Source organism: Hyalangium gracile, from assembly GCF_020103725.1.
Taxonomy (GTDB): domain Bacteria; phylum Myxococcota; class Myxococcia; order Myxococcales; family Myxococcaceae; genus Hyalangium; species Hyalangium gracile.
In genome coordinates this window covers 25,080-42,359 of record NZ_JAHXBG010000041.1, presented here as the reverse complement: position 1 = coordinate 42,359, position 17,280 = coordinate 25,080, and the positions used below count along the sequence as shown (strand labels likewise).

15 protein-coding genes are annotated in these 17,280 nt (G+C 70.1%); 6 read left to right on the top strand and 9 right to left on the bottom strand.

Annotation, left to right across the window (positions count from 1 at the left end; genetic code table 11):
• Positions 1-8 precede the first annotated feature (8 nt).
• The 3 genes from KY572_RS44610 to greA form a co-directional block, all read right to left on the bottom strand.
• Positions 9-644, bottom strand: coding sequence for a protein-L-isoaspartate(D-aspartate) O-methyltransferase (locus tag KY572_RS44610; RefSeq protein ID WP_224249893.1), 636 nt, complete (start codon positions 642-644; stop codon positions 9-11).
• Between the two features lie 65 nt (positions 645-709).
• Positions 710-3,400, bottom strand: a complete 2,691-nt coding sequence (recG, locus tag KY572_RS44605; protein WP_224249892.1) for an ATP-dependent DNA helicase RecG — start codon at positions 3,398-3,400, stop codon at positions 710-712.
• A 111-nt stretch (positions 3,401-3,511) separates the two neighbouring features.
• Positions 3,512-4,021 carry a transcription elongation factor GreA gene (gene greA, locus KY572_RS44600; protein ID WP_224249891.1) on the bottom strand — a complete coding sequence of 170 codons (510 nt, stop codon included), beginning with the start codon at positions 4,019-4,021 and terminating at the stop codon, positions 3,512-3,514.
• A 191-nt stretch (positions 4,022-4,212) separates the two neighbouring features.
• Here greA and KY572_RS44595 point away from each other — a divergent pair, with 191 nt between their 5' ends.
• A complete protein-coding gene (locus KY572_RS44595) occupies positions 4,213-4,740 on the top strand; it encodes an FHA domain-containing protein (RefSeq protein WP_224249890.1) in 528 nt (175 codons plus the stop codon).
• Positions 4,741-4,747: 7 nt separating this feature from the next.
• Positions 4,748-5,275: an FHA domain-containing protein gene (locus KY572_RS44590; RefSeq protein WP_224249889.1), complete on the top strand. Its 528-nt coding sequence runs from the start codon at positions 4,748-4,750 to the stop codon at positions 5,273-5,275.
• 12 nt (positions 5,276-5,287) lie between these two features.
• Here the strand turns inward: KY572_RS44590 and KY572_RS44585 are convergent, their stop codons facing one another.
• Together KY572_RS44585 and KY572_RS44580 are read right to left on the bottom strand one after the other, a co-directional pair.
• On the bottom strand, positions 5,288-5,881 hold the full coding sequence (locus KY572_RS44585; RefSeq protein ID WP_224249888.1) for a hypothetical protein: 594 nt from the start codon (positions 5,879-5,881) through the stop codon (positions 5,288-5,290).
• Between the two features lie 125 nt (positions 5,882-6,006).
• Positions 6,007-7,158 (bottom strand): FAD-dependent monooxygenase, encoded by a 1,152-nt coding sequence (locus KY572_RS44580; protein ID WP_224249887.1) that lies wholly within the window; start codon positions 7,156-7,158, stop codon positions 6,007-6,009.
• 75 nt (positions 7,159-7,233) lie between these two features.
• On the opposite strand from KY572_RS44580, the gene KY572_RS44575 reads away from it, so the two are divergent.
• Entirely contained in the window at positions 7,234-8,085 is an 852-nt protein-coding gene (locus tag KY572_RS44575) for a metallophosphoesterase family protein (protein WP_224249886.1), read from the top strand.
• A 63-nt stretch (positions 8,086-8,148) separates the two neighbouring features.
• Entirely contained in the window at positions 8,149-10,062 is a 1,914-nt protein-coding gene (locus KY572_RS44570; protein ID WP_224249885.1) for an SH3 domain-containing protein, read from the top strand.
• Between the two features lie 54 nt (positions 10,063-10,116).
• Here the strand turns inward: KY572_RS44570 and msrB are convergent, their stop codons facing one another.
• Positions 10,117-10,539 carry a peptide-methionine (R)-S-oxide reductase MsrB gene (gene msrB / locus KY572_RS44565; RefSeq protein WP_224249884.1) on the bottom strand — a complete coding sequence of 141 codons (423 nt, stop codon included), beginning with the start codon at positions 10,537-10,539 and terminating at the stop codon, positions 10,117-10,119.
• 127 nt (positions 10,540-10,666) lie between these two features.
• Between msrB and KY572_RS44560 the strand changes: the two genes are divergently transcribed.
• Both KY572_RS44560 and KY572_RS44555 read left to right on the top strand, forming a co-directional pair.
• A complete protein-coding gene (locus KY572_RS44560; RefSeq protein ID WP_224249883.1) occupies positions 10,667-11,467 on the top strand; it encodes an aspartyl/asparaginyl beta-hydroxylase domain-containing protein in 801 nt (266 codons plus the stop codon).
• On the top strand, positions 11,464-12,468 hold the full coding sequence (locus KY572_RS44555) for a sulfotransferase (RefSeq protein WP_224249882.1): 1,005 nt from the start codon (positions 11,464-11,466) through the stop codon (positions 12,466-12,468). The genes KY572_RS44560 and KY572_RS44555 overlap by 4 nt, the downstream gene beginning before the upstream one ends.
• 3 nt (positions 12,469-12,471) lie before the next feature.
• Here KY572_RS44555 and KY572_RS44550 read toward each other — a convergent pair whose 3' ends face one another.
• From KY572_RS44550 to KY572_RS44540, 3 genes are all read right to left on the bottom strand, one after another.
• Entirely contained in the window at positions 12,472-14,007 is a 1,536-nt protein-coding gene (locus tag KY572_RS44550) for an MBL fold metallo-hydrolase (RefSeq protein ID WP_224249881.1), read from the bottom strand.
• A gap of 50 nt (positions 14,008-14,057) precedes the next feature.
• Positions 14,058-15,797, bottom strand: coding sequence for a bifunctional metallophosphatase/5'-nucleotidase (locus KY572_RS44545; protein WP_224249880.1), 1,740 nt, complete (start codon positions 15,795-15,797; stop codon positions 14,058-14,060).
• Positions 15,798-15,900: 103 nt separating this feature from the next.
• Complete coding sequence (locus KY572_RS44540) at positions 15,901-17,202, bottom strand: phospholipase C/P1 nuclease family protein (RefSeq protein WP_224249879.1); 1,302 nt, start codon at positions 17,200-17,202, stop codon at positions 15,901-15,903.
• Between the last annotated feature and the right edge of the window lie 78 nt (positions 17,203-17,280).

The following is a 17,280-nucleotide window of genomic DNA, read 5'->3' as shown; positions in this document are numbered from 1 at the left end:
CTGTCACCTCAGCCCAGGTGCTGGGCCTCGCCCGTCATGGGGACGAACCGCACGGGGAGCAGGTGCTCGACCCTCGGCAGCCCTCCGAGCGGGGAGCGAGTGATGCGCAGCAGCTCCTGGTTTCCCCCCTGGGGGCCCACCGGCATGAGCATCCGCCCGCCCGGCTTGAGCTGCCCCAGCAGCTTGGGAGGCACGGACTCTGGGGCCGCCGTGCCGATGATGGCGTCGAACGGAGCCTCCTCCGGCCAGCCGAGCGAGCCGTCCCCCACTCGCAGGTGGACGTTCGGAAAACCCAGGCGCCCCAGGAGCACCCTCGCCGACTCCGCGAGCGAGGGGACGATCTCCACGGAGTACACCTCCCCACATAGCTGGGCCAGGACGGCCGTCTGGTAGCCGGAGCCGGTGCCGATCTCCAGCACCCGCTCGTGCCCTTGGAGCTCCAGGGCCTGGGACATGAGCGCGACGACGAAGGGCTGGCTGATGGTCTGCCCATGGCCAATGGGCAGCGGCGAGTCCTGGGTGGCGGCATGGCGCGCATGCTCGGGAATGAAGTCCGCGCGGTTCAGGCGTGCGATCGCGTCGAGCACCCGCCGCTCCCGGATGCCCTGCCGCTCGAGAAAGTCCGCCAGCTCGCGATCTCCCATGGCCCACCCTCCTTCAGATCAACGTTACACATCGCCCGAGGACGGCAAGGCGGGCACCCGCCGCCCTATCCCACCCGAGCCAGCGCCAGGCGGCCTTCCCAGCGCTCCTCCAGCGCCTTCACCAGGCCCTGGTGCTCGGGCTCTCGCAGGAGGGGATCCTGGGCGAGGATGCGCCGGGCCTCGATCTGGGCGATGGAGAGGAGATCTCCATCCCGCGCCAGGTTGGCCACGGCCAGCTCGGGCAGGCCGCTCTGCCGCGTCCCGAGGAACTCGCCGGGCCCGCGGATCTCCAGATCCTTCTCGGCGATGACGAAGCCGTCGTTGCTGTGCTCCATCACGGCGAGCCGCTCGGTGGACTCCCAGGAGCGGGCGGGACTGGCCACCAGGTAGCAGTGGCTGATGGCGGCGCCACGCCCCACCCGCCCGCGGAGCTGGTGCAGCTGGGAGAGGCCGAAGCGCTCGGCCGCCTCGATGACCATGACGGAGGCGTTGGGCACGTCCACGCCCACCTCCACCACGGTGGTGCACACGAGGATGTGGATCTGCTTCTCGCGGAACGCCTCCATCACGGCGTCCTTCTCCTCGGGCTTCATGCGCCCGTGGAGCAGGCCCACGCGAGCCTGGGGGAACACCTGCTGGAGCTTCTCCGCGCCGCGCGTGGCGTCCTCCAGGTCCAGCTTCTCGGACTCCTCCACGAGCGGATAGACGACGTAGGCCTGGTGGCCCTTGGCGATCTCGGCGGCCACGCCCTCGTAGACGCGGGCGCGGTGCTGCTCGCTGAAGACGCGGGTGCTCACGGGCGTGCGGCCCGGGGGCAGCTCGTCGATGATGGAGACGTCCAGATCTCCATAGATGGTCATCGCCAGGGTGCGGGGAATGGGCGTGGCGGTCATCACGAGCACGTCGGGCTTGGGGCCCTTGCTCATGAGCATGTGGCGCTGGAGCACGCCGAAGCGGTGCTGCTCGTCGATGACGGCGAGCCCCAGGCGCTCGAAGGAGACATCGCCCTGGATGAGGGCATGGGTGCCCACAGCGAGGCGGATCTCCCCTCGGGCGACGGCCTCGCGCACCTCGCGCTTCTGCTTGGGCGTGCCGGCGGCGCTGATGAGCCCCACGCGGAAGCCGAGCGGCTCCAGCAGCCGGCGGAAGTTGCGATCGTGCTGCTCGGCGAGGATCTCGGTGGGGGCCATGACGGCCACCTGGTAGCCGTCCTCCAGCGCGAGCATCGCGGACACGAGCGCCACGGCCGTCTTGCCGGAGCCCACGTCGCCCTGGACGAGCCGGTTCATGGGCTCGGCGCGGGCCATGTCGGCGGAGATCTCCTCGATGACGCGGCGCTGGGCCCCGGTGAGCTGGAACGGGAGCGCCCCCCGGGCCCGCTCCATGCGCTCCGGGGAGACATTGAAGGCGATGCCCTGCTCCGTCTTCACGCCCTGGCGCTTGAGGCCCACGCCGAGCTGGAGGAAGAACAGCTCATCGAACGCCAGCCGCCGGTGGGCGGGACTGAGGTGGGCGTCGAGCTGCGCCAGGTCCGAGTCGTCCGGCGGGAAGTGGATGCTGCGCAGGGCCTCCGGGAGCGCCACCAGCTTGAGGCGCTTGCGCAGGGACTCGGGCAGGGGCTCCTCGAGGTGCTGGGCGTAGGACTCGGCGACGCGGGCGGCCAGCTCGCGGAAGGAGCGCTGATCCCCGCGCTCGAAGCCCGGGTAGATGGGGACGATGCGGCTGAAGTGGACGGAGGAGGACTCGAGGTCCTCGGCGGGCTCGAGCTCCGGGTGGGCCATCTCCCGGCCCGTCGTGGTGGCGCGGACCTCGCCGGAGAGGACGATGCGCTTGCCCACGGTGAAGCGGGCCTTGAGCCAGGGCCCCGCGTGGAAGTAGGTGCAGGCGATGCTGCCGGAGCGGTCCGCGATGACCGCCCGGAAGTAGCGCTTGCCGTTGCGGCCGGAGACGTAGTCCGCCTGCTTGACGATGCCCACGGTGACGCCGCGCATGCCCGGATCCAGCTCGGCGATGGTCTTCAGCTGGCGCCGGTCCTCGTAGCAGCGAGGCAGGAGGAAGAGGATGTCGCCCACCCGCCGCAGGCCCTTCTTGTCGAGGGCGTTCAGCAGGCGCGGGCCGAGCCGCTTGCCCAGCGTCTTGAGCGGAACGGACAGCGGCCCCGAGCGCGGCGCGATGGAGAGGAGCTTCGCCTCGGCGCGAGACTCCTCTGCCCCGGTGGCGCGCTTGCGCTTCTTGGGGGCCTCCTTCTTCTCCGCCTTCTCCACCACGGGAGGAGGCGTGCGCGCGGGAGCGGGCCGGGCCGCTGGCGGAGGCGCCAGCACCAGCGACGCAGCGGGCTTCGCCACGGGCTCGGCCGACTTCCAGGGCGGCACACCGGCGCTCGGGGCTGGAGCCCCCACCACGCGCGGAGCCCCGCCGGCCTCCATCCTCGCCTCCGGCTCCGCCGCCACCTCGGGTTCGAAGCTGGTCGGGCCGCCCCGAATCACCTGCTCCAGCTCCGAGGGGAGCGCCACGCCGCTCATCTTCAGCGCGGCGACGACGCGCCGGAGCGCGGCCTTGCGCCGCTCGATGGCGGGGTGGTCCACATGGGGCAGCGCGGCCCGCAGCAGCGACAGCGCGCGAGGCTCCATGCCCGAGGCCCCGGCCAGGGCACGCTCGATGACGCCGCGCAGATCCCTCACGGTGGAGAGCTGGGCGAAGTCCCGCTGACACGCATAGCGCAGCGGTCCAACGAGGCTGGCGAGGGGGTGGTTCACAGGCGGGTCCGAGCGCTCATCGTAAAGAGCCGGGGTGACGTCCCGCACCAAATGAAAGCGGGGGAGCGAGCAGAGGCCCACTCCCCCGGCAGCAACCTGCGCGGAGAGACGTCAAGGAGTGGACGGAGCGTCCTCGTCCGGCGGGTCCTCGAAGCGGACCTCCTCGATCTCATACTCCCGCTCGCCGCCCGGGCTGCGGACGATGGCGGTGTCGCCCACCTTCTTGCCAATGAGGGCCCGGGCCACGGGCGAGGTGACGGCCAGCCAGCGCTTCTTGATGTCGGCCTCCAGCTCGCCGACGATCCGGTAGGTGACCGTCTTGTCGGTCTCCGCGTCGAGCAGCACGACGGTGGCGCCAAAGACGACGGCGTCGCCCTTGAGCTTGCTGGTGTCGATGACCTCGGCGCGAGCAATCCAGTCATTGAGGTCCAGGATGCGGCCCTCGATGTGGGACTGCTTCTCCTTGGCCGCGTGGTACTCGGCGTTCTCCCGCAGGTCGCCATGGGCGCGCGCGACCTCGATCTCCTTGGAGATCTTCGAGCGCTCCACGGTCTGGAGCTGCTTGAGCTCCTCCTTGAGCTTGCGAAGACCATAAGGGGTCATCGGGATGTTCCCGCTCATCTCTACGGCTCCTTCCACGACCCAGTGAGTGTGTGTCTGCCTGCCTGTCCCCTCGGATGAGGGGGTTCGAGGCACCCTACAGGGAAACTCTGAATGTAGGAGACGATCGGCAAGCGGGCAAACGAAAGCAGACGAAAGGGCTGACAAAGAGGGCGCTGTGTGGCGGCCCGAGAACCCGTTAGGCTAACGGAATGCTCCTGGTCCGTGAGGTCCAAGCCCTGGCGGGGGACCTCTCCCAAGAAGACTTCCAGAAACAGGTCGGTCCGTTCGTGCTGGTCCGGCGTCCTCCAGATCCGAAGGTGGCAAGAAAGGCGCTGAGCATGGGCAATCAGCGCACGCGGCTGTCGCGCACGCCGGCCCAATCGAAGATCGTGATGGCGGAGCTGCTCCAGCAGTTCGATGATCTGGAGGTCGCCACCCTTCCCCCCATTCATGGGAGCGAAGAGATGCAGGTCGGCCGGCTGCCGGACAACGATCTGGTGATCGAGGATCCGTCCGTTTCCAAGCGCCATGCCGTGCTGCGGTGGAGCCGCGTGGCGCGGCAGTGCACGGTGACGGACCTGGGCTCTCGCAACGGGACGCTGCTCAACACCGACTTCATCCGGGACGTGAACACTCCGTTGAAGGACGGGGACATGCTGACCTTCGGGGACGCGGAGTTCTGCTTCCTGGAGACACCGAGCCTGCTGGCGATGCTGCGCGTCGCCACCACCCACTGAGGCCCACGTGATTTCGGTCAAGGAACTGCGAGCCCTCGGCGCCTCACTCCCGGCGGGGAGCTTCCGTCGTCAGCTGGGGCCATTCGCGCTGATCCAGCGTCCGCCGAGCGAGGCCTCGACGGCGGTGCTGGAGCCCACGCGGCTGGCGGACCCGGGGACGATCGAGCTGGGGATGCTGTCGCTGCTCTTCGAGTTCGAGAACCTGCTGGTGGCGACGCTGCCGCCGCTGGGGGAGACGGACTCGCTGACGATCGGGCGGCTGCCGGACTGTGACGTGGTGCTGGATGACGGGTCGGTGTCCAAGCAGCACGCGGTGCTGCGCTGGAACGAGGCCGAGCGCCGGTGCACGGTGAAGGATCTGGGCTCGCGCAACGGCACGTTCCTGAACGGGACCACGACAGGAAATCGCGAGGTGGCGCTGCGGGACGGCGACATCCTGAGCGTGGGCTACGTGCAGTTCTGGTACCTGCTCACGGACACGCTGTACACGCGGCTGCGCAGCGGTACGCCGGGAATGGGCTCACGCAGCGGGTGAGCGCGGTGAGGCCTAGAACGTCCCCGACAGTCCCCCGAGCAGGCCGCCGCGCGGGGTAGCGCCGACCACGGGCACCACCCGAGGGCCCTTCTTGGCGGAGGACACGCCCCCCACGGGGAATCCACCGTTACGAACGACCGCGTGGGAGATCTCGTAGAAGAGGATGGAGCCGAGCACCGGGCCCACGATGAGGCCCAGCGCCAGATCCCCCGAGCCATCGGAGGTCAGGCCATACATGAGCCCGAGCCCCGCCCCGAGCACCGTGCCCGCCAGCGCGGGAAGGAACCGGCCCTGGCCTCCGAAGTTCTCGCCGGCCATCTGCACGCCCAGGGGAATTCCCACCAGGATCGCGGGAACGGTCACCACGAGAACGGTGGCCGCGCACACCGTCTCTCCGTCGGAGCAGTCCACGGACTCGAGCGCGGAGGCTCCCGCCAGCAGGCCCACGATGCCCATGCCCACGCCTCCCAGGACTCCTCCGAAGGCCTCGGCCAGGACGCGCGGAAGGACGAGATCGGGAGGTGCCTCGTGCTCGGGCTTGTAGTGGTAGGGAATCAGCTCGCCGGCAGGCACTGTCGGCTCGGCGGGGACTGGCTCGGAGGCCACGGGCTCCTGCTCCTGTTCCTGTCCCTGTACCGGAGCGTCTACAGGAGACTGGGCGAATCCAACGCTCGCCATCAGCAGAGCGAGGCACAGCACGAGGCGATGGGTGATCACTCCCCCACTTTAGTTCAGATCGGAGTGAACGTGAGGGCACGGCGGAGGTTCGTGCGCATGCTGCTCTCGGGAACGAGCCGGAAGAGCCGATCCCGGATCCAGCAGGCCACCGCGTTCTCCCACTGCCCGATCGCGCCGAGCTTGCGAGACCGGCTCACGAAGTCATTCGCTCGCGGGATCCGAAGCGCCTCATAGCGGGACAGCGCCGCGGGCAGATCCTTCTCCGTCGCCAGGCACCGGGCGAGCACCACCGCGTCCTCCACGGCCTGCCCTCCCCCCTGCCCCATGTTCGGCGTCATCGGATGCGCCGCGTCTCCGATCAGCACCACGCGCCCGCGCGCCCAGTGCTGGACCGGCGCTCGATCGTGGATGTCCGTACGCACGATCGCCGCCGCCGGCGTGTTCTCGATGAGTGCGCGAATCGGCTCATGCCAGCCGGAGAAGCGGGACAGCAGCTCCCCATGCGCATCCGGCGCATCGATGCCCCCGGCCGGAACGTTGGCCGTGGCGAACCAGTAGGTGCGCCCCTCCCCCAGGGGGACGACTCCGAAGCGCAGGCCGTGTCCCCAGCTCTCGGAGGTGATGGACGGCTCCGCCAGCCCCGGAACCTCGCACACGCCGCGCCAGCTCGTATAGCCCGCGAACCGGGGCTCCCCATCGTTCAGCAGCTGCGAGCGCACCGTGGAGCGCAGACCATCCGCGCCTACCAGCAGCGCCCCCCGAACCTCCGAGCCATCGGAGATCCGGACGACGATGCCCTCGGGCTCCTCTCGGAAGCCCACCACCTTGAGACCGAGCGTGAGGGATTCGGACCCCAGCGCCTCCTGGAGCACCTCCTGAAGCCGGGCCCGATGGATGGCGATCATCGGCGCCCCCAGCTCCTGCGCCATCTCGCCCACCATCATCGTCCCCAGGGGACGGCCCCGCTGGTCGAGGATGGAGCCTCGCTGCATCGCATGGCCCGCCGCCGCGACGGCCGCATCGAGCCCGATCGCCCGGAACGCCAGCATCGCGTTGGTCTGCATGGTGATGCCAGCCCCCACGGGACGCAGGGCGGCGGCGCGCTCGAAGATGCGGACGGAGATCCCCGCCCGGCGCAGCGCCACGCCGAGAGTCAGCCCCCCGATGCCGCCGCCGGCGATGATGACCGTCCGATTCGTATCCATTCCCCAAGGTGTAGACTCTGAGCCCCGCGCATACAACTCCGCATTCGCGACTCGAGACGGGACCCTCCGCCGGACATGAAGCTCTACGCCATCAGTGATCTCCATGTCGGTGCCCGTGAGAACCGCGAAGCCCTCGAGGAGCTCTCCCCCCATCCCGAGGACTGGCTCATCGTCGCCGGAGACGTGGGCGAGACGCTGCAGCACCTGGAGTTCACGCTCCGCACCCTCACCCCGCGCTTCCGTCAGCTCATCTGGGTCCCAGGCAACCACGAGCTGTGGACCCACACCCAGGATCCCACCTCCCTTCGAGGAGAGGCCCGCTACCTCCAGTTCGTCTCCCTCTGCGAGAAGTACGGCGTCCTCACGCCGGAGCACCCGTACCCCCGGTGGCCGGGCGAGGGGCCGCCGCGGGTCATCGCGCCGCTCTTCCTGCTCTATGACTACTCGTTCCGGCCCGACGAGGTCCGCGAGGAGGACGCGGTGCAGTGGGCCATGGACTCCGGTGTGCTGTGCACGGACGAGGCGCTGCTCTTCCCCGATCCGTACCCCTCTCGCGCCGCGTGGTGCGCCGCCCGCTGCGAGCAGACGCTGAAGCGCCTGGAGGCCATCCCCGCGGACTGCTCGACGATCCTCGTGAACCACTTCCCGCTGCGGCGACACCACGCCCGGCTCCCGCGCATCCCCCGCTTCTCCATCTGGTGCGGCACGCGGAGGACCGAGGACTGGCACCAGCGCTTCCGAGCCGAGGTCGTCGTCACCGGCCACCTGCACATCCCCCTCACCTTCTGGGATGACGGGGTGCGCTTCGAGGAGGTGTCGGTCGGCTACCCCCGGCAGTGGCAGGGCCGCCGCACCATCGATCAGTGCCTCCGGCAGATTCTCCCGGCCACCACCACCCCCTCCGCGACGCACATCTACCGGGGCTGAGCGCGGCACGATTCGAGCGAGCACCATTGTCGCTGAGGGCCCGATGGGGTTTCCTCCAGGGGCATGCGCTCCCGGATCCTCGTCCTCACGCTCCTCCTTGCCTCCGCCTGCAACACCGCCCAGGACATGACCGTCACCCTGGACGGCCTGGAGCTCCGGGCGGAAGCCCGCGACGACGCGACCGTGGTGGAGAAGCTGCCGATGGGCACGCGCGTCCGGGTCCACAACGCCCGCTTCTGGGAGAGCTCGGACTGGTACCGCATCGTCACGAAGGGCGGCACGCGGTGGACGAAGCTCGAAGGGCTGGTGCCCTACCCGCTGCGAGGTGAGACGCGGTTCGTCCGCCTGGAGCAGCTGCCCGTCCACGTGACGCGCGACCCGGCGGGGCGTGTCGTCGAGACCCTGAAGCTGGGCGACGAGGTGCAGCTGCTGGCCCAGGATCCACCGGGCGCGGCAACGTACCACGGCGTCATCCGGAGTGGCGCGCTGCGCGGCTACGTGGACGAGTTCGGCCTCAGCGCGGAGAAGCCCCTGACGCGCAACCTCCTGGCGAGCTCCAGCGAGCTCCTCAAGAAGGGAGACCTGGCCCGGGCGAAGCAGCTCGCCCAGGCCGCCCTGGCGATGGCCGAGGGAACCGGGAGGAGCGGCGCGCTCGTGGAGGCCATCAGCCAGGCGGAGACGGAGCCCGGCGCGCTGAAGGAGGAGCTGCTCGGGTTCGGAGAGAAGGCGGCCAGCGCGTCGCCTCCCGCCAAGGGCAGCCTGGGCTATGTCGTCCCCTACCGCGCCCCGGTCCGCGACGGAGCGGACGAGCGGGATGACATCGTCACCGTGCTCCCCACGAACGCGGCCGTGGAGGTGCTCGACATCAAGGGGACGTGGGCCCACGTGGCGCTGGTGGCGAAGGCGACGCCGTGGATGGCCGTGGAGCTCGGAGACCTCGCGAAGGTCGCCGCGGGAGAGACCGCTGCGCTCTCCCCGGCGCAGCGCAGCGGGCGCGCGCGCGGGTACATGCAGCTCGCCACGCTCCAGTCGAAGCGCCCGAGCGCCACCGAACACCTCGCCAAGGTCAACACCCTCTCACGCGAGGAGCACGGCGATCAGCGCCTGGACCTGCTCAAGCGGGCCCTGGTCGTCGCCGAGCCCAAGGAGGTGCCCACGGTCGCCTCGGCGCTCATGGACGAGGCCTTCGAGGGCGAGCGCTACCGACTGGCCGTCGCCGCGGCCGTCCGCCTCCGCGAGGCGACCCAGGGAGATTCCAAGGACGCCTCGGGCAAGGAGTGGAAGATCGAGACGGTCACCAGCATCTACGGCTGCTCAGGCTCTCCCCTGGAGGCCCAGATCGAGCAGGTGGACTTCGAGCCCACCGGGGAGTTCCCGAAGCCATCGGGCAGCGTCTGCGCCCTGGTGACGGGGTTCTCGTCCCCCTGTGACGTGTGCCTGTCGGACTTCTCCGAGTTCGACGCCGAGGAGCGCCAGCACGTGCTGCGCGACAAGGTCGCCGTCGACACGGCGCTCACCGATCACGAGGACGTGATCACGAACTACCTGAAGGCCACCTCCCGCCTGGAGGATGCCTACCCGCGGCCCGCTCGCATGAAGGTGAGCCTGCGCACGGCCTCCGGCTCTCCTCCCGGACGCCTCTTCGTGTTCGAGCTGCCGCTCGAGGTGGAGCGCTACGAGGCCCAGCTGGCCGTCAAGCCGCTCTTCAGGGAGGCCCGGGTGTCGGAGGTGGGCCTGCCCGAGTCCGCCACCGAGGGCCGCTGGGAGTACTGGATGAGCACGCTGCAGTGGGAGGACTCGGCCCACGGCGCGGTCTTCTCCTCGGATCCGAAGTCCGCCTGGAAGGCGGTCCAGGCCTTCGCGCGCTCCCTCCAGACGAAGCCCAAGGAGCTGCTCGCCCGCAATCAGGAGGCGGGGGTGGTGTACTCGCTCCACCTCTCGCAGCACTGTGGCAGGTGCCCGAACCGGAAGAGGTGAGCCGGAGCAGGAACGCTCCGGCCCCCACGGCCGTCAGGCGCGGGAGAGGACGGCCTAGGCCTTCACCAGCTCGATGGGCTGGCCTTCCTTCACGTGCTTCATCGCCACCGAGTTCATGCAGTAGCGCAGCCCCGTGGGCGGCGGGCCATCCGGGAAGACGTGCCCCAGGTGGCCGTCGCAGCGGCCGCAGCGCACCTCGATCCGCACCATCCCGTACGAGGTGTCCCGGTACTCCGTCACCGCGTCCGGGGTGATGGGCTGGGTGAAGGAGGGCCAGCCCGTGCCGGACTCGAACTTCACCCCCGACTTGAACAGCGGATTGCCACAGCCCGCGCAGACGTAGGTGCCCGGGTCCTTCGTGCCCAGGAAGCATCCGGAGCCCGGGCGCTCGGTGCCGTGCTTGCGCAGCACGTCGTACTCCTCGGGCGTCAGGCGCTTGCGCCACTCGGCATCGCTCAGCGTCAGCTTGTCCACCATGGGGTCTCGCTCCTCTCCTTGCTCCACGGCCGCCTCGGAGCGGCGGTGGCGTCTCTATAACGCACGACTGCTCTCTTGGCCGTAAGGCCGGCCTTCCCGGGCGCTGGAGTGTATGCTTCCTCGCTCAATGCTTACTCCACGGAACGAGGGGGCGCCCGGCCCCTCCATCCCGGATCGGCTCCGGCTGCCGCTGCGCTTCGATACGGCGCGCCTGCGAGAGGATCTTGACCGGCTGGCTCCAGAGGACTGGGTGCCGCACTTCAACAAGGGCTACTACCAGGGCGAGTGGAGCGGCGTGGCCCTGCGCGCCGTCGGCGGCAAGGCGAATGCGCTCTACCCCGATCCCACGGCGGGAGACGCGTTCGCCGACACTCCGATGCTCGACCGCTGCCCCGCGGTCCGCGAGGCCTTGAGCGTCTTCGGGTGTCCCCTGCTCTCGGCGCGGCTGCTGAAGCTGGCCGCGGGCGCCCGGATCAAGGAGCACCGCGACTACAACCTGGGCTACGAGGATGGAGAGGTCCGTCTCCACATCCCCATCACCACCAACCCGAAGGTGGAGTTCCACCTCTCGGGCCAGCGCGTCCCCTTCGGGACGGGAGAGTGCTGGTACCTCGACTTCAACCTGCCCCACCGCGTGGAGAACCTGGGGAGCACCGACCGCGTCCACCTGGTGGTGGACTGCGTGCTGAACGACTGGCTGCGAGCGCTCTTCGCACGCGCCGTGGCCCGCGCGGAGCTGGAGCGCTTCATCCAGCGCGTCCTGGCCGAGCCCGCGCTCCAGCGTCAGCTCCTGGAGACGCCGCAGCCCCAGGCCTTCGCCGAGCTCGCCCAGCGCCTGGGCGCGGAGCTGGGCCACGCCTTCACCGCCGAGGAGCTCCAGGCGGTCCTCCAGGAGGCTCGAAGCAGCTGGCGGGAGAGGTGGGTATGAGCGGGCTGGAGCAGACCTCCCTCCCTTCCGCCGAGTGGATTCCCATCCGGCTCTACCCGAGGGACTCCCGCTTCTTCGTGGACTGGTGCCACCTGCGAGGGCTGCGCCTCACCGAGCCCTTCTTCGATGAGACCATCGAGCGCTGCCTGCGCCACCCGTTCTCCCTGCTGTTCCGCCCCCAGACACCCGTCGAGTCGCTGCTCGAGCCGAGCGGCCTCGAGCCATCGCTGCGGCCTCGTGGCTTCATCTTCCACCTGTCGCGCTGTGGGTCGACGCTGGTCTCTCAGATGCTGGCCGCGCTCCCGCGCAACGTGGTCCTCTCCGAGGCTGGCCCCATCGACTCGGTGCTGCGCGCGCACCTGCGCGTGCCCGGCGTCACGGAGGCCCAGCGCATCGACTGGCTGAGGGGCATCGTGGCGGCGCTCGGGCGCCAGCGACAGGCGGAGGAGCAGCACCTGTTCATCAAGTTCGACGCCTGGCACGTGCTGGAGCTTCCGCTCCTCCAGCGAGCCTTCCCCGGAGTGCCCTGGATCTTCCTCTATCGGGATCCCGTGGAGATCATGGCCTCGCACCAGGGGCACAAGGGCGCCCACATGCTGCCTGGGGTGCTCGAGCCGGGCCTGCTGGGACTGGGGCCCGAGCCCCTGAAGACGATGACGCTCGAGGAGTACGGCGCGCGGGTGCTCGGCCGCCTGTGCGAGGCCGCCCTGAGCGCCTGGCGAGAGCGGCTCAGCCCGGCGCTCCTGGTGCACTATCGCCAGCTCCCGGGAGCCGTGCTGAACAGCCTGCCCGCGCACTGGGGCGTGGACTTCACGCCGGAGGAGCTCGAGCGCATGCGCGAGGCCGCGCTCTTGGATGCCAAGAACCCCGTGCTGCCCTTCCAGGACGACACCGCCGTCAAGCAGCAGACGCTCAAGCCCGCCGCCCGCGAGCAGGTGGAGCGGTGGGTGCGCCCACCCTACGAGGCGCTGGAGGCCGCGAGGCCCCCCGATGCGTCATGAAGCTCACGGAGGCCCACCGAACGGCCAGATGAACCCCGGCTGACGCACGACCGCAGGCGCCTTCCTCCCTCGCCAAAGCAGGCCTTCTCCCGGTCTGAGCAGCAGCGCCCGAGGGCCTCGCCTCCGCAGCCGGTGGATCTGCTCCAGCCGCTCCGGATAGGGGTCGGCGTCCGGGTTCTCGTCCAGGGTGCTGGCGCCGCTCACGGGCTCGCCGGGATAGCCCGGGTAGCGCGGGCCCATGCCCTCGCGCCAGTACCACGGGGCTCCACCGTCGGCGCACGGGACGACGCAACGCGCGCCGAGCCGCTCCCCGAACTCCAGCGCCTCCTCGGGCCCGGCCATGAGCTGCTGCGGTCGGGTGAGTGCGTCGCGCGGCACGTCGACCAGGAACGCATCCAGCGTGGTGAATCCGAAGAAGAGGGGCTTCAGCTTGAAGCCCCGCACGCCACAGAACAGCACGTCCACGGGGCCTTCCTCGCGAACGCGGCGGCAGACGCCGCGCATGTCGCCCCGCACGTCGTGCCCGGCATCCGCGAAGAAGGCCGCCGAGAAGCCCGGCGTGCGCACCAGCCAGGTGTTCCCCTCGTTGAAGAGGTCCGGATAGAGGCCCTGCTCATCGGTCGGCTGCTCGCCATGGAACGGCAGCGCGCGGACGGTGACATCCGCCACCTGACGCTCCTCGCCCCAGCGCAGGGGCTCCACGCGCGTGAAGCCGAGCTGCGTCAGCCGCAGCACGCAGTCCGTGGAGAAGAGGCTCTCGCGCTCCACCGCGGGGACGAAGACGCGAGTGTCCCTCGGCAGCTGCAGCAGCGAGCCCAGGTGGAAGTGGTCTCCATGGGAGTGGGTGATGAGCACCGCGTCGATCCGCCCCAGATCGCGCGGGTGCACCGGCGGATAGCCCGGCGGATCGATCCCGCTCATCGGTCGGAAGTACGGATCCACCAGGACCCGCCCCTCTCGGCCCGCGACGAGCACCGTGTTGTGGCCGACGAACAGCGCTCCGGGCACGGGCAGCGCCATCGGCCCCTCGTGGCGAACCAGCCACCCTGCCCCCGCCATGTCGGAGATCAGCTCGCCCACCAGGGGAGCCGCGGAGAGGGCTCGGAGCTCGGCCCGACTGGCCCCCCGCGCGAGCGTCGCGAACAGGTCAGCGATCGCCGGCCACTCTTGCCGCCCCACGGGGACGTCCAGCCCGAGCTGCTCCTGGCGCAGGTGCAGCACCCGAGGCTGATGGCGCCGCGCGTCCGGGAAGAGCACCTCGCGCCGCAGCACCCTGCGCCCTGCGCGCCGCTTCTTCCCCTCACAGAGCGCGGAGTAGCGCGGGGTCTCCTCCAGCCAGCGAACCAGCGAGCGCGCCTCCCGCAGCGCGCGCTCCGCTCCCAGCACCGCGAGCTGTCGCTTCAACGCGACGTGCGCTCGCCGCACCGGCCTGGAGGCGGGCCCCTGGATGCTGCACCCCAGGTCCTCATGGTGCTCCGCCTCGGTCCGAGCCGAGGCCAGGACCGCCAGGCTGACGCCACGATGCAGGGTGAGCCGCATTGCCCCCAAGGCACGCTCCTCCGAGTCAGGCTCGGAGGAGCGGCATCAGCCTACGGCTCGCGCTTGATACGGCCCAGCGCGGGCGGGGTCAGAGGGTTGTTCGCGCGCAGGTAGGCCTCGACCGCGTCGACATCGATCGGGCCGGTGAGCACGTTCGTCCCCTTGGTGAACGCCGTGTAGGAGTCGCCACCCGAGGCCATGAAGTTGTTCACCGTGACGCGGTAGCTCGCCGTCGGATCCAGGGGCACGCCGTTGAGCATGATGGTGGCCGGGTCGATCTTGTCACCGGCCGGGCCCGAAGCCTTCCAGGTGTAGGAGAAGCCCTCGGACACCTGCATGATCAGGGTGTTGCCGCTCGTCTGGTGCGGCGGGAACTGCTGCTCCAGCACCTCCTCGATCTCCGCGCCGGTGAGCGTCAGCGTCGTCAGGTTGTTGGCGAAGGGCTGCACGGTGAAGACCTCGCCATAGGAGATCTCCCCGGCGTTGATGTCCGCGCGCACGCCACCCGGGTTCTGGAGGGCGATCACCGCCCCACCCTTCGCCTCGTCCTTCGAGGCCGCCAGCATCGCGTCCGCGATGACGTTGCCGAGCAGGAACTCACCGGACTGGCCCGCCGGGAGCGGACGCACGGGCGCCTGCAGCGCCATGGAGGTATTGCCGATGACGCGGCTGGCCAGGGGCGTGGCCTTGGCGACGTACCCACGCACCATGGTGTCCACGGTGTTGTTCGCGTTGTCGCGGGTGACGACGATGTTGCGCGCGTTCGCCTCGATCACGTCGTGCGAGACGGGATCCAGCACCAGATCGATGTCGGTGATGGCGCGCCCGAAGCTGGCCGCGCTGGTGACGCGCTTGTTGTCGATGATGCAGTTGTAGGCCTGGTGCGTGTGGCCCGAGACGACCACGTCCACCTCGTCATCGAACCGCTCGGCCAGCTCCACGATGGGACCCGAGATGCCAGGGCACTCGTCATACAGGCCCGTGGGATAACCACCCTCGTGGATGATCACCACGATGGCCTCCACACCCTGCTCCTTGAGCTGCGGCACCAGATCGTTGACCGTGTCCGCCTCGTCCTGGAAGGTCAGGCCCTGGATGCCGGCCGGGTTGACGATCTTCGAGGTCCCCTCCAGCGTCATCCCGATGAAGCCCACCTTCACCCCGTCGAACTCGCGGATGTCATAGGCCGGCAGGAGCGTCGTCTTCTGGCCCACGTTGGTGAAGACGTTGGCCGACAGGAACTTGAACTTCGCGCCCTCGAAGGTCGCGCTGGCCTGGCAGCCATCCACCGGGTGGCAGCCGCCGTTCTGCATGCGCAGCAGCTCGTCGCGGCCGTCGTCGAACTCGTGGTTGCCCACCGAGTTGATGTCCAGCCCGATCTGGTTCATCAGCTCGATGGTGGGCTCGTCGTGGAAGATGCCGGACACCAGGGGCGAGGCGCCGATCAGATCTCCGGCCGACACGACCACCGTGTGCTCCGGATCCTCCTCACGCAGCTTGTTGATGTGGTGGGCCAGGAAGCTGGCGCCGCCCGCGTTCACGTTCGTGGTGCCGCCATCGGTGCCGGTCGGCACCCGGATCGTCCCGTTGCTTCCCGAGGGCGGCTCGAGGTTGCCGTGGAAGTCGTTGAAGGCGATCAGCTGGACGCGAACCGGCGACTGGGTGGCAGCCGGCTTGTCATCGCCGCAGCCAGAGTAGACGAGCAGGGAGCCCGCGAAGAGGGCCCCGACGAGCGCGAGGGCGCCACGGCGGCCCTGGTCGCGAGAAGGAGGGGGGGAGGAGTGGGTCATGGGCGCGAAGGGAAATACCTGAAAATGGATCCGCGCGGAACCACCTGATCCGTGACGTTCCGGTGATCTGCCGCACCGCGCCCCACATCAGCGAAGGGCGAGACTACCGGTCGCCCCAGGCCAGACCCATGCCCAGGGTGAAAGCGACACCATGCGCCCAGGCCGCGTCGGGAGGCTTGAGGCCCTGGTAGAGCACCTCCGCGCTCACGGTGAACGGGCGCCCCAGTGACGCGTTCGCGCGCAGCCCGAGCGGGAGCCCGACACGCCGCTGCCCCTCCCACGGGAACAGTCCGACGCCCACGCAGGCGCGCAGATCGAGTCCCAGCGGGTACCCCGGCCGGGCCGCCCATAGCGGAGGCGAGAGCACGGAGAGAGAGCCTCCCCCGGCCCCGGAGGAAGCCCCAGCGCCGCCCACACGGCGGGTCCAGTCGACCGACAGCTTCAGCGAGCGTGGCAGGGGCAGCGCAGCACGCAGGCCGAGAGTGGGCGTGGTTCCTCGGGAGTCCCGGGTGACACCCCCCAGCACCTGCAGGGACAGTTCCGGCGCGGGGCGGAAGCCCCTGAGCGCCACGGGCTCGGCGGAGGCTGCCTCAGCGAAGCGCTCACTCGCCCACTCGAGAAAGGCTCGGGTGTAGGCGACGGCGCTCGAGACCCGGGCGTCCATGAAGGCCGAGTAGTCCGCGGGAGCGATCCGGTACCTGCGCCCGTGCCAGTGCACGGTGTTGGCGCCGAACGCGTTGCCGGCCTCGGCGCCATAGTGGCCGAAGGTGCCGGCGTCGTGGCGTTCGGGCTCGGCCCAGAAGGCGCTCCAGGGGATGGGCCCGTGGGGGGTGCTCACGGACTCGGTGCGCACCGCGGCCAGGGTCTCCCTCGCGAGCGCCCGCTGCGCCTCATCGCCGGGCAGCGGCGCCACGTCGCGAACCGGGGCTCGGGCCAGGGAGGTGCGGACACCGTACCGCTCGAAGCGATCGGTGAGGCCATGGTTCACCGGCACCACGTGGGGCGGAGAGGCCATGTCCTGCACGTGGTGGGCGAGGTGCCCCGCACGATCGAAGGCACGCTCCAGGTCGCCGTGACGGGCGGCCTCCATCGCCTCTTCCCAGAGCTCGCGGACCCGCGCGTCCGAGGCCCGCCGGATCGCCGTATCGAGCGAGCCCTCCGGGAAGTAGAAGTGGTGCCAGCCGGTCCACTTCACGTGGAGGTTGAGATCCTCGGCCGTGGCGCCGTGCACCACCGCGCCACGGTGGGCCTGGAGCAGGGCTCGCGCCTTCGAGCCTCGCGCCGTGTCCAGCGCGGCCCCGGTGAGGGCCTGGTGGCACTCCACCGCGAAGGCCTCCGCGCGCGAAGGGGCCCCCAGGAGCAGGAGCAGCACGGTGGCGGTGCAGGCGAGCTTCACGGAACGCATGATGAAGCCAACGCCTCAGCGGATCACCCCCTCCCTGCCCTAGCCGAGCCAGGCTGCCCTGCTGGCGGACAGGCCACG

Excerpts from the sequence above, each read along its gene's own strand:
- KY572_RS44540 (WP_224249879.1), bottom strand. The coding sequence starts at position 17,202 with ATGCGTTCCGTGAAGCTCGCCTGCACCGCCACCGTGCTGCTCCTGCTC.
- KY572_RS44595 (WP_224249890.1), top strand. The coding sequence starts at position 4,213 with ATGCTCCTGGTCCGTGAGGTCCAAGCCCTGGCGGGGGACCTCTCCCAA.
- KY572_RS44545 (WP_224249880.1), bottom strand. The coding sequence starts at position 15,797 with ATGACCCACTCCTCCCCCCCTCCTTCTCGCGACCAGGGCCGCCGTGGC.
- msrB (WP_224249884.1), bottom strand. The coding sequence starts at position 10,539 with ATGGTGGACAAGCTGACGCTGAGCGATGCCGAGTGGCGCAAGCGCCTG.
- greA (WP_224249891.1), bottom strand. The coding sequence starts at position 4,021 with ATGAGCGGGAACATCCCGATGACCCCTTATGGTCTTCGCAAGCTCAAG.
- KY572_RS44610 (WP_224249893.1), bottom strand. The coding sequence starts at position 644 with ATGGGAGATCGCGAGCTGGCGGACTTTCTCGAGCGGCAGGGCATCCGG.
- KY572_RS44560 (WP_224249883.1), top strand. The coding sequence starts at position 10,667 with ATGCTTACTCCACGGAACGAGGGGGCGCCCGGCCCCTCCATCCCGGAT.
- KY572_RS44580 (WP_224249887.1), bottom strand. The coding sequence starts at position 7,158 with ATGGATACGAATCGGACGGTCATCATCGCCGGCGGCGGCATCGGGGGG.
- KY572_RS44555 (WP_224249882.1), top strand. The coding sequence starts at position 11,464 with ATGAGCGGGCTGGAGCAGACCTCCCTCCCTTCCGCCGAGTGGATTCCC.
- KY572_RS44570 (WP_224249885.1), top strand. The coding sequence starts at position 8,149 with ATGCGCTCCCGGATCCTCGTCCTCACGCTCCTCCTTGCCTCCGCCTGC.
- KY572_RS44550 (WP_224249881.1), bottom strand. The coding sequence starts at position 14,007 with ATGCGGCTCACCCTGCATCGTGGCGTCAGCCTGGCGGTCCTGGCCTCG.
- KY572_RS44575 (WP_224249886.1), top strand. The coding sequence starts at position 7,234 with ATGAAGCTCTACGCCATCAGTGATCTCCATGTCGGTGCCCGTGAGAAC.